This is a genomic window from Bifidobacterium actinocoloniiforme DSM 22766, assembly GCF_001263395.1.
In the GTDB taxonomy this organism is placed as follows: domain Bacteria; phylum Actinomycetota; class Actinomycetes; order Actinomycetales; family Bifidobacteriaceae; genus Bombiscardovia; species Bombiscardovia actinocoloniiformis.
The window spans coordinates 1,296,732-1,307,993 of sequence record NZ_CP011786.1 but is presented as its reverse complement, the minus strand read 5'-3'; the positions used below and the strand labels follow the sequence as shown (position 1 = coordinate 1,307,993).

10 protein-coding genes are annotated in these 11,262 nt (G+C 59.1%); 7 read left to right on the top strand and 3 right to left on the bottom strand.

Going from position 1 to position 11,262, the window contains the following annotated elements; genetic code table 11:
- Positions 1–49: 49 nt before the first annotated feature.
- On the top strand, positions 50–259 hold the full coding sequence (locus tag AB656_RS05415; RefSeq protein ID WP_033503971.1) for a hypothetical protein: 210 nt from the start codon (positions 50–52) through the stop codon (positions 257–259).
- Between the two features lie 125 nt (positions 260–384).
- On the opposite strand, the gene AB656_RS05410 is transcribed toward AB656_RS05415, so the two are convergent.
- Entirely contained in the window at positions 385–1,347 is a 963-nt protein-coding gene (locus AB656_RS05410; RefSeq protein ID WP_152593110.1) for a hypothetical protein, read from the bottom strand.
- A 267-nt stretch (positions 1,348–1,614) separates the two neighbouring features.
- Between AB656_RS05410 and AB656_RS05405 the strand changes: the two genes are divergently transcribed.
- The 3 genes from AB656_RS05405 to AB656_RS05395 all read left to right on the top strand — a co-directional run bounded on the left by AB656_RS05405 (position 1,615) and on the right by AB656_RS05395 (position 3,360).
- Entirely contained in the window at positions 1,615–2,013 is a 399-nt protein-coding gene (locus AB656_RS05405) for a hypothetical protein (protein WP_033503973.1), read from the top strand.
- A 378-nt stretch (positions 2,014–2,391) separates the two neighbouring features.
- The gene (locus AB656_RS05400; protein WP_081924920.1) at positions 2,392–3,072 is read left to right on the top strand and encodes a sodium:solute symporter family transporter; all 681 of its coding nucleotides are present in this window, start codon (positions 2,392–2,394) and stop codon (positions 3,070–3,072) included.
- A gap of 6 nt (positions 3,073–3,078) precedes the next feature.
- Positions 3,079–3,360 carry a hypothetical protein gene (locus tag AB656_RS05395; RefSeq protein ID WP_051905398.1) on the top strand — a complete coding sequence of 94 codons (282 nt, stop codon included), beginning with the start codon at positions 3,079–3,081 and terminating at the stop codon, positions 3,358–3,360.
- Positions 3,361–4,103: 743 nt separating this feature from the next.
- Here AB656_RS05395 and AB656_RS05390 read toward each other — a convergent pair.
- Complete coding sequence (locus AB656_RS05390) at positions 4,104–5,030, bottom strand: hypothetical protein (protein WP_144418946.1); 927 nt, start codon at positions 5,028–5,030, stop codon at positions 4,104–4,106.
- 452 nt (positions 5,031–5,482) lie between these two features.
- Between AB656_RS05390 and AB656_RS05385 the strand changes: the two genes are divergently transcribed.
- A complete protein-coding gene (locus AB656_RS05385) occupies positions 5,483–5,836 on the top strand; it encodes a carbohydrate ABC transporter permease (RefSeq protein WP_051905396.1) in 354 nt (117 codons plus the stop codon).
- 174 nt (positions 5,837–6,010) lie between these two features.
- Here AB656_RS05385 and AB656_RS05380 read toward each other — a convergent pair whose 3' ends face one another.
- Positions 6,011–6,817, bottom strand: a complete 807-nt coding sequence (locus AB656_RS05380) for an IclR family transcriptional regulator (protein WP_158336164.1) — start codon at positions 6,815–6,817, stop codon at positions 6,011–6,013.
- 262 nt (positions 6,818–7,079) lie between these two features.
- Here AB656_RS05380 and AB656_RS05375 point away from each other — a divergent pair, with 262 nt between their 5' ends.
- Together AB656_RS05375 and AB656_RS05370 are read left to right on the top strand one after the other, a co-directional pair.
- Complete coding sequence (locus AB656_RS05375; RefSeq protein WP_033503976.1) at positions 7,080–8,369, top strand: MFS transporter; 1,290 nt, start codon at positions 7,080–7,082, stop codon at positions 8,367–8,369.
- Positions 8,370–8,400: 31 nt separating this feature from the next.
- Positions 8,401–11,250, top strand: a complete 2,850-nt coding sequence (locus tag AB656_RS05370; protein ID WP_051905395.1) for an alpha-L-rhamnosidase — start codon at positions 8,401–8,403, stop codon at positions 11,248–11,250.
- Positions 11,251–11,262 lie beyond the last annotated feature (12 nt).

Below are 11,262 nucleotides of genomic sequence, written 5' to 3'. Positions count from 1 at the left end.
TATAGGCCCGCGTTATCGCCGGAATTTGAATAAGTCGATGGAGACACTCATGGCGAGTGTGGCTTCGGGCAAACCTGCTGAAAGGAAGGTTAAGAAAAACTCGATGCCGAACGCCTACGTCATCCTATTTCTCGTCATTGCGTTCATCGGTGTGCTGACGTGGTTTGCGCCCGGCGGCGCCTGCCAGATGGATAAAGTTGGGCAGGCTCTATCCAGTATTCGCCACCTGACGGCATTCTCGCCTTGCCGAGATTGCTGAATAACCCCAGTTTCTTCATATGCTTTCCCTTACCATGAAGGGGACGGGCACACGTGCTCGTCCAACCTAGCCAGCGGGGCGGGAACCTGCTAAGTATTCAGCCCCGCTGGCACATTCTTAATCAATCAGCCAATACCACACGAACCATCCGGATTACAACCATGATTGCCTATCGGTTTTTGGCTGTTGAGCCTTTCCCTCCAATTCGAGCCTCCGCCTTGTGGCGCAGCAGGCGCTGGCGCTGGCGCGGGGGCTGGCGCCGGAGCGGACCAGCCGCCGCCACGATTAACGGAAGGCCGGTAGGAAGGCGCGTACCCGTCCCCGCCGTAGGAAGGGGCCGACCGTTGGACCGGGGCCGCCTGCTGGACGACCGGGGCCGGCGCCGCCTGGCCGGCGGCCTGCGCGTCCGCCTCGGCCTTCGCCTGCATCGAAGCGTTGATCTGATCCATGGCCGACCGCAGCGCGTTAGCCGCGTCCTGGTAATCCTTTGCCTTATCGCCCTTGACCCCGCCGGCCTGGTCGATGGCCTTGCTCAACGCGTCGCGGGTGGCGTTATCAGCCACCTTCCCATCACTGTCCCCCAACAGCTTGGCCGCTTCATCCCTCCTCCCATTCAAATCCGACTTCGCGTCCGCCAAGGTTTTCGCATCCCGCGAAGCCAACACCGCCTTCGCAGCCCGCTCGATGGACTTGTCCTGGTCCTCGCGCTTGGCGGCGGCGGCGTCCATCCGATCCGCAGCCGACCGCAGATCCGACGTGCCCAGGGAGGCGTCGCACGACGCTGGCTTGACCGTGGCCACGGCTTTCACGGCCCTCTGGTAGCCGGTAACGGTCTTGGCGTCGGCCACCTGGCCGGCCTGCACCCCGCGCGCCTCCGTCAGTTGCTTCGAACCTATAGGTTTATCCGCGCGGGTCAGCCGGCCGGCAGCGTTCTGGCACGCCGCCACCGCATCCTCATGACGAGAGGTTTTCAGCCGGTGAATCCCCCAACCGCCAGCGCACAAAACCACGACGACGAGGGCGGCGACAGGAATGGCCCACCGCTTCCCAGGCCGTTTAACGTTTTCTGTTTGTTGCCCTTCTCCCATGATTGTCTTCTCCCCTTTACGTGAGTAGCTAGGCTTCTCTGGCAGCCTCACAATTCATTTTGGCAGGTGATATGCCCAGTCATGCGTAAACCCACTTCCACACCTCTAGTGCAACATGGGCAAGTCCACTCTAGGCGTGGATTTCGCCCTGGCGTGGTGGGCGTCTCCGCTCGCGTCTCGGTTCCGTGTGCTCAGGGGATGGTTTCGCGGCACGGCGCCGGGATGGCGGGATTCGCGGTATCGAAGGCCTCCGGTATCCTGTGATGCATGGAAATAGGAAATCTTGCCGAGTGGGTCACGGGGTTGGCCGAGATGGCGGCGGTGCTGACCACTCTCTTCTTCTCCTTTTATCAGAGTTATTTTGACAAAAAACGCAAGCGGGGGATCGCAGCTCGCTCCTTGAGGACCATGATTGCGGAGACTTTGGATTCCCTCAGCCGCATCGAGCGTTCGGGCAAGCCGTTGACTTATGAGAGCAAGGCCGAGGACAAAGCTTACCGAGTGTTCACAGAGTGGCTTCAGATAAAGGCTTTGGTGGATGATTCGGATTCCGATCAGGTTGTCGAGGTCGCTAGCCAAATCAAAATCATCCTGGATAAGGCTACCACCATTGATCAGGCCACCCGCGATCAGGTCGCGGATCTGTTGATGTCGCTGCATTACTGAGGCCTAGCTCCCGGGCGCCTGCTTCAGGCTTTTTTTGAGGGGTTTTGCGCGCGTGGGCGCCTTGCAAGACCCGGCCGAGAAGAGTAAGAGGGGGTGTTCCCTGTGTGCCTGCGCCGGGAGCCCTGTGGTCATCGAAATGAATCATGCGCGGGCGTTCGGACGGGATCGTGCGCCTGCCGTTCAATCCTGAGGTTGGCCGGGGCCTTGGTCCGAACGCGCGCCGTTGTGATTCCCGGCCCACTGCTGCCGCCAATGCCGAGGTCTGGGCTTCAAAAGAGCGGTGATTTCGCTCCTTTTGGCACTGCGTTGTCAGTCCGGAGACGTTTCACCTCATCCCTTAGAAGGTCCAATGCCTGACCGTTTTGTGACTGTTCGTGAATGGTCATAGTTCGTGTTAAGGCTCTGGGAGTCATGCTTCTCGTACCGTTTTTTCTACTCCCCGACCCGAAGATAAGGGCACTACGGGGTTTATGGGCAAGATACCGCAAAGTCACTGGAATCTGGGTACATGCGGGCCTTCAGGAACCTTGTACTGGGTCCTACTGTATGTACTTGGTACTTGGATTGGTGATCGGCCAGGACATCTGGCAGCGGATGTTCACAGCTCGAACTCCGAAGATTGCCCGTAGGGGTACCATAACTGCCGGCGTGTACGCCATCTTCTATTCACTGGCCGCCATTATGCTCGGTATGTCGGTGTATGCCGCCGGCATTAAGCTCAGTGACCCGTCGATGGCGTTTGAAGCTGGTATCTCAGCTTTCCTACCGCAGGGAGTCGTGGGGTTGCTGCTTGCGGTGGCGCTTGCGGCTTCTATGTCCGTGGCCTCCGGGACCATCCTGGCTTGCTCGACGGTGGTCTACGACGATTTGTATGTGCGTTTCATCCGTCGTGGACCTTCGGAGGAGATTTCGCATGACTCGCAGAATCAGGCTAATAGCAGCAAGGACGCGTGGATTAACCGCGGGATAGCGCTGGTGGTTGGATTGGTCACAATCGACGTCTCGCTGGCCATAGGGGACCTGTTCAAAGCGCTCGACCTGGCGTACGCTTTTCTGTAGGGTTGTGTGTTCATCCCCGTCATTTTCTCCTTCCTGGTCAAGAGGATCTCGCCTAGAGCCGGTTTCGCCTCGTTGGTCATGAGCGCGTTCACAGTCGCTGGCACGATGGCCTATGGTGGCATGACCCACAAGGCCGACTTTGCTTTGGGGGGCAACTGGCCGATTATGTTCGGCATAGCCATTGGTTTGATTTCCTACCTGCTCGTCACGCTCTTGGACAAGACCAGAATCACTCCGAACGCGGGTGGGGAGGGAGAAACCGCGGAGGCAGTGCACCGGGCATGGTAGCAATGGAACCATTGGTGGCGCGCAATCGCACGTTCCGAGACGCATGAAGCCACAATATTCGATGGCTGAAGTGCTTTTTGGGGAATGTGAACTCAGAACTGAAGGATTAACGGGCTTGCCTTGTTGGTCGTTAAAAGTGTCGGCTATTGCACATTGAGAGGCGTTGCTGTTGTAGATACGCCTGTTTATTGTATTCGCCCGAGTTTGCATACAGCCAGACCTGAGATGATGCATCTGGTGGATGAATTGGCTGCTCGGACCGGTCATCGCCCTCACTTTTATGACACGGCAGGCTGCCGGGACGATTAGTTCGAGGCGCGGAGTGTTGAATCGCTTGGCACAATCGGTGTTGGATGCGTTCAGCGTGGCCTGGGCCTTGCTGACAATGGTTGTCGAAGGAGCTGCACCCATATCGATGAAAGTTATATTGACAGCGGATGTGTCGTAACCGCTATCGGTTCTGTCATCGTTGTCCTTGTAGGTCCGCTGTCGCGAGATATCCATAGGTTCGGAGTCGTCGCTATTGTTGTTGCCGCAGGCGAGCGCTACTCCGGCGATCAAAGCCGCCACCGCCGAAACGATGGACACGCCCTTCCTCGCCCTGCTGGGATTGGTTAATAACTCCAGTTTCTTCATATGCTTTCCCTTACTATGAAGGGGATGACCGTTATGGTCGTCCTCAAAACGCCAGTGGGATAGGTAGCGTCCAAACCAGCCAATCCCGCTGGCACATTCTTAATCAATCAGCCAATACCACACGAACCATCCGGGTTACAACCATGATGATTTGTATCTAATGGAGGCAATCGGCTCTGAGCGCTTGATCCGCCGCCTTGTGGCGCGGCGTGCGCCGCCGGCGCGGGCGCGGGGGCTGGCGCCGGAGCGTACCCGCCGCCACCGCCGCCGCGATTGGCAGGAGGCCGGTAGGAGGGCGCGCTCCCGACGCCACCGTATGAAGGGGCCGGCTGCTGCGCGGCCTGAGCGTCCGCCTCGGCCTTCGCCTGCGCGCTGGCGTTGACCTGGTCGAGCGCGGCCTGGATGGCGGCCTGCGCCTGCTGGTAGTCGGACGGCTTCGAGGAGGAGACCTTGCCCGCCGCGTCCAACGCCTGCAGCAGCCGCTCACGGGTGGCGTCATCGGCCACCTGCCCGTCGGTCTGCGCCAAACGCGCCGAACCCTCGTCCTGCTTCGCTTTCAACGCGGCCTTAGCGTCCGCCAAACTCTTCGCATCCCGCGAAGCCAACACAGCCTTCGCAGCCCGCTCCGCCTTGGCTATGGCCGCCTTGCGGGAGTCGGCTTGAGTGTCCATTCGCTCAGCTGCCGCCCGCAAAGCGGTCTCGTCTTGGGAGGCTTGGCAGGTCGCAGGCTTGACCGGCTCAGCTGGTAAAGCGTCTTTTTGGAAGGCGGTCACCGTACCGGCGTCGACCACCTGGTCCGTCCTCACCATGCGCGCCTCCGCCAGTAGTTTCGTCTCCCCCGTTTTGGCCGTAGTGGTCAACCGTGTTTCCGCTTGCCGGCATTCGGTCAGTGCTTCGTTGTGCTTTTCAACGTTCCAGCGGTATAAGCCCCAGCCGCTTGCGAATGATGCGACGACGACCACCACGGTTGCAGGCGCGCCCCAGCGTTTCCATGCGGATGCTGTTTTCTTGTCCCGTGTCTCCTTGCTAGGCATTCAATCAACCCCCTTTCTCTCACATTTCGAATATTAATAAACAGTTTAAGTGTAACCATATGTTCTTTATTCATTCTGCTATTAGACGAAATCTCTTGCCTAAGATACTTATTCCTCACCAAGAGCGTATTACCTGCAGCCGCTCGCATCCATGCTCAATTTGTTGGAAGTCGACCGTTCAGGATATGACCTGTTTTCGCTTGTTTATAGGTTCGTGCGAAACTGTATTCCCGTGTCGTTGTGCTCCTGGTTTCCGGTGGCGCGACGCTACTTATGTCGTATTAAGTGAATGTAAGGCTTTTGTAATGCTGGCTTTAGCGTAAAGGGACTGCGATGGCTGCGCTTTCCTCAATGCCGGTCTTGGAGGAAGGTAGGGCGCCAGAGGCTAAGCAGGTCGAAAGGAGTATTTCTTTTAACATAGCGGGCGTCTAGGCGTTCGTGACTATAGCTACATGAAGGAGATACCGGATTCCCTACTGGAGGCCGCCCGTATCGATGGGGCCGGGACCTGGCAGGTGTTCTCCCGGATCGTAATGCCGCTTTCTCGCAATACGACGGTCACCGTGGCGACCTATAACTTCGTTTTCATCTGGAACGAGTTCGTCTTCGCCAACACGCTCATGGTGCAAAGTGACATGAAGACCCTCCCGATCGGCCTGAACGATTTTGTCGGCATGTATGGGCAGACAGATCTTGGAGCCACCTATTCCGCCATTGTCGTGTCGATGGTGCCGATGCTGATCCTGTATTTCTTCCTGAACAGGCAGGTTATTTCCGGCATGGTGGCAGGGGCCGTTCGCGGCTGAGGATTCGGCCTACAAGGACAAGGATATTGAAGATGAGTACACAAATGGATCGTATCGCTTTGGCGTTTTTGAGCTATTTGAGAGTGAGCCCCGCCTGTGGGGAATGCCATCCAGCGGGGCCATGCGCGGGTGGATTAGTGCTGTGAATATCTCTGGTCAGGAGACGCGCCCTCTTCAGTTTCCTTCCCAGGGCGGCAGGACCCTGCAGGGCTTCGGACTGGTGACGCGACGCGTTATCGCACGGGCGCCTGCCTTGATGATGGGCACGTAGCTCTCCAGCTGATGTTCGCTGGCGTTGACCACGATGCCGATTGCGGCGATTACTGACCCGGTTTTCCCGAAGATGGGAGAGGCGACCGAATGAACGGCAGCATCTGGGACCTTCAGAAGGGCGACCTGCTGGTGCCGAATGCGTTCCAGATCCTGACGAACCAGACCAGCTGGGGGCCTGGGCGTCTGCCAGGTGGGCCAGGTGAATTGCTCATCATTCAGGATGAGGTCGATTGTTTCCGTGGAGGCATAGGCCAGAAGGGTTCTGCCCACGGCCGTGGGCACCAATGGAAGGCGATCACCGATATGGTAATAAATCGGTATCTTGTGTTTTCCCTCCCGCCTGTCCAGCACGGTCATCTCCAGACCATCCAGGGTGCCCAGCTGTATGTGTTCGTCTGTCATGCTGGCCAGTTTGTCGAGGATGGGTGAGGCCAATTCCCTGATGTTGAGCATGGGTTGGGCGTACTGGGCGATTTCCATCAACCGGGTTCCGATTGAGTAGGCTCCGAACCGGTCCCGCGTCAGGGCCTGGCTGGTGGTCAGCTCTTTGAGCAGCCTGCTTGTGGTACTGGCCGGGAGGCCAGTGCGTTGCATGATCTGGGTCAGGGTCAATGTCGGTTGTTCGGAAGTGAAGCAGTCAAGGATGGCGAAAGCCCGCTTAAGTACGCCACTCCGCGGGACTTTGCCGGAATCTTGAGTTGCTGCCATAGCCATATGCTCCCATATCCACTATGGGAAATGCTAATGAATGGGCATAGGACTTTCCAATGACTTTTCCATTGAGTGGAAGTTGAGTTTTCGACCGGGCCGAGAGGTGGATAAAAACAATAGTAACCCTTGTGAAGTCGGAATCGGAAGGAGCGCTTGGCGAGTTTCCGCACGAAGCCGCGTCGGCTGAATCCTCGTTGAGAATCCCCGTTCGGATGCACCAAGGGGAATACAGGTTTTTACAGTCCAAAGGAGGACCAGCATGACTGAACAAGACAGTCAGACCCTTGAGGCCAGTGGTCTGACAGACCACGATCCGGGCTATCTGCCGCCCGAGTATCCCAGCCCCGGCAAGACCATCGCGTTGGTGCTGATTGCCGCTGTCGGCTTGTACATCATGTGCATGAGTCTGGGAACGGCACTTTCCCTGCGCGTGGCAGCCGTCATGCCCGAACAGAAGGATGCCGTTTACAGTCGTATAACCTCGGTGGGCTCCCTGCTGATGTTGTTCGTCATTCCCCTGGTCGGAGGTCTTTCCGATAGGACCACCAGCAGGTTCGGTCGCCGCCGTCCCTGGATTGTCGGTTGCCTCCTGGTTTCGTTGGTGACCGCCGCCTTGGTGGGTCTGTCGGATAACGCCTGGGTGATGGGTGCCGCTTACGTCATTTCGGTTGTGGCTATGCAGGCCGGTTTCAATGCCTACTCGGTCATTGCCGTTGAGGGTGTGCCGGAGAATCGTCGCGGCACGGTCATGGGGTTGATGGGCCTCTTTGGTGCTCTCGCCTTCTCGGCTGGTACCTACCTGACAGGTGCCCTGGTCGGTAATGGTCTCCTCCTGATGACCGTACCAATCCTGCTGGGTTTGATTGCCTCAATTCCGCTGCTCCTCATGTACCGCGATCCGGTCAAGGACCGCAGCGAGGTTCCCTCGCTCAGCGTGAAGAAGCTCTTCGGTGGATTCTTTGTTAATCCCCGGAAACACCCGAACTTCGGATGGACCTGGTTGTCCCGCTTCCTGGTGGGCCTGGCCATGGCCTCCATGCAGACTTATTTCGTGTATTACCTGATTTCCGGCCTGCACACCCCCTTGAACCAGGTGGGTAACAAGGCGGGTCTGCTCACCCTCTGCTCGGCCCCCATCTCGGTCATCTTCTTCTCCTGCTCTGGTTTCCTCACCGATCGTCTGGGCAGGAAGAAGCCCTTCGTGATCGCGGCCGCCGTTATTATGGCCTTTGCCCTGATTCTGGCGGGCTCCTCCCATAGCTTCACCCAGTTCCTGGTTGCCTGGGAGATATTCTGTGTGGGCCAGGCCATGTATATGACTGTCGATTTGGCTCTTTGCGCTGCGGTTCTTCCCGAGAGCAAGGACGCCGGCAAGGACATGGGCGTCTTCGGGTTGGCCCTGAACGGTGCCAATGTTCTGGTTCCGGCGGTGGCTCCCTTCATCATCAACATGGCAAGCGGCAACAACTACCCCCTGCTCTGGCTGATTGGTGCAATACTCAGCCTCTGCAGTGTTCTGATCATGCCGCTTATTAAGGGCGTCAAGTAGGATTCCGACGGAACGGGGAAGGTAGGCGGCCATGACATCGGTGGTGGTTTCCAAGGCGCGTTTTGGTTTGCACCAAGCTGGCGAACAGGTTTTGGGGTATGAGGATGCAAGGCCCTCCCTGTCCTGGAAGGTTCTTTCGGCCCCTGAGGGTTGGGAGCAGACCAGGGCCCAGGTGGAGATCGCGTCGGGTCATACCCAGGCGGAGGTGTACGACCTGGAGGGTTCCAATCAGGTCTGTGTGGCTTGGCCAGGCAGTCCCCTGGGCTCGCATCAGGCCTGCCGTGTACGGGTCCGGGTCGCGGGTGGTGACGGGGTCTGGTCGGCCTGGTCGGACCCTGCCATGGTGGAGACCGGTCTGCTCGACAATGCCGACTGGGGCGGTCGTCCCATTACCCCTAATCCTGCAGTCGGTCGTGAAGAGGCCTCTCCCATCATGGTGCGTGATTTCATGGTGGGGGAGGACTGCGACCTGGCTCGCCTGGATCTGACCGCAGGGGGTATTTTCGTGGTTTACCTGGATGGGCGCCGTGTCGGGTCCGACCAGTTGGCTCCGGGCTGGACCGATTACAATCACCGTTTGAACGCCCTGACCTATGACCTGACCCACATGCTGACGCCGGGTCGGCATGAGCTGGCGATCATTCTGGGCAATGGCTGGTACCGCGGGCAGCTTTCGTGGACCTGCCGTACCGACGTCTACGGGAGTGCTCTTTGGGTCCTGGCCAACCTGCTCTGGCATGACAGGGATGGGGAACATACTCTGGTGACGGATCAGGCCTGGAACTGGCGTTCGTCCTCGATCCTGGCCAATGACCTTTACGATGGTCAGACCCAGGATATGCGTCTTCCCCTTCTGAATCCCCAGGGACAGACCTATCCTGTCCGAGAGCTCCCCATGCCGTCGTCCCGAATCAGGCCCCAGGAAGCCGCTCCGGCCCAGATCGTCGACCGCCTGCCCGGACAGGAGATCATCGTCACCCCCTCAGGGAAACGAATTGTGGATTTCGGGCAGAATCTCTCGGGCTGGGTCCGCATGCATGTCAGTAGCGGACATGCTGGTCAGCGTGTGGTCCTGAAGCATGCGGAGGTCCTGGAGAAGGGCGAGCTGGGCACACGGCCCCTCCGTAATGCCAAGGCGACTGATTGTTTCATCCTCTCCGGTCAGGAGGAAGACCTGGAGCCGATGTTCACCCAGCATGGCTTCAGGTATGTCCAGGTGGAGGGGATTGACGATTTCCGGGCAGAGGACCTGCAGGCCTGTCTGGTTTCGGCCCGGATGGAGCCCCTGGCCACCTTCCGGTCCTCGGATGCCGATCTGAATCGCCTGTTCCAGAACGCCCGCTGGTCCACCATGGATAACTTCATCACGGTGCCCACGGATTGTCCGCAGCGTGATGAACGGCTGGGTTGGACGGGTGATATCGCCATGTTCGCACCCACCGCGCTCAGTCTTTTCGATGCCGGCGGTTTTCTCTCCTCCTGGTTGGTCGATATGGCCCAGGCTCAGGCGCAGGACGGCGGCATCCCGGTGGTAGTCCCCGATGTGCTGGACGGTCCTAAGCTGACCTGCGGATGGGGTGATGCGGCGGTACTGGTGCCCTGGGCCGTTTACCGGTCTACCGGGGATGCCGGTGTGCTGCGCCGGTTCCTGCCGATGATGGATGGGTTCGTAAACGGGGTGGAGGCTCGATGCGGCGACTCCTACCTCTGGCGGGGAGGTTTCCAATTTGGTGACTGGCTGGATCCGGATGCGCCGCCGGACAACCCCGGGGGTTCCAAGGCCGATCCCGACGTGGTGGCTACGGCCTACTTTGCCCATTCCACCCGCCTGGTGGCTCGGGCCCATGCTGCCCTGGGGCAGACGGATGAGGCCAAGCGGTATGACCGGCTGGCCGACAAGGTGGCTCAGGCTTTCCGCCACGAATACGTCACCGACAATGGAGCCATCCTCTCCGATTGCGCCTCGGTCTATGCCATGGCCCTGGTCTGGGATCTTCTGGAGACCCCGCAAGAGCGAAAAGGTGCCGGTGACCGGCTGGCGGACATCGTGCGGGTCAGCGGTTTCCGCATCTCCACAGGTTTCCTGGGGGCCCCCCTGGTCTGCCCCGCCCTGGTCAGGAGCGGGCATCCTCATCTGGCCGTCCGTCTTCTGCTCCAGCGTCACTGCCCGAGCTGGCTCTATCCAGTGAGCATGGGTGCCACCACCATCTGGGAACGTTGGGATTCCATGCTTCCTGACGGGTCCATCAACCCTGGGGAGATGACCTCATTCAACCACTATGCCCTGGGAGCCATCGTGCATTGGATGCTTGCCGGACTGGCCGGAGTGGCAATGGAGGAGCCGGGGTGGCGGAAGGTCCGCATCGCACCGGTCTTCGATGCGGCCCTGACCAGTATCGACATGAGCCAGCAGACCCCGTATGGGTTGATGGCCCTGTCCTGGCGAATGGATGCGGATACCGTCCATCTCGACTTGGATATACCGGTCGGCGTCGAAGCCAGGGTGTCCCTGCCAGGTGAGGAGGAACGCGCCTGGGCGCATGGGCACCATTCCTGGGACCTGCCCAGTAGCCAGGTCTGCCCAGGCCTAGGACTGATTCGTACCATCCGTGACCTTATCGATTCGGATGAGGCCATGGCCGGTCTGGTCCAGGTGCTGACTGCCTCCGGGTCGCCCATCTATCAGGGCGATCAGGCGGATGTCGCCTTCACCAAGGCTGCAAAACCTTGGTTGGGCGCAAGTCTGGACCTCCTACCCGAGGTCGCTTCCCAGCAGGGGTATGTGCCTGGGGCCGGCGACATCGTTGAGGCCTGCAAGAGGTTTCTGTCCGAAAGGACAACAGGCGAAACCGTATCGCGCGGTTTCCCCAACAAGAAATAGACCCAATCTGTA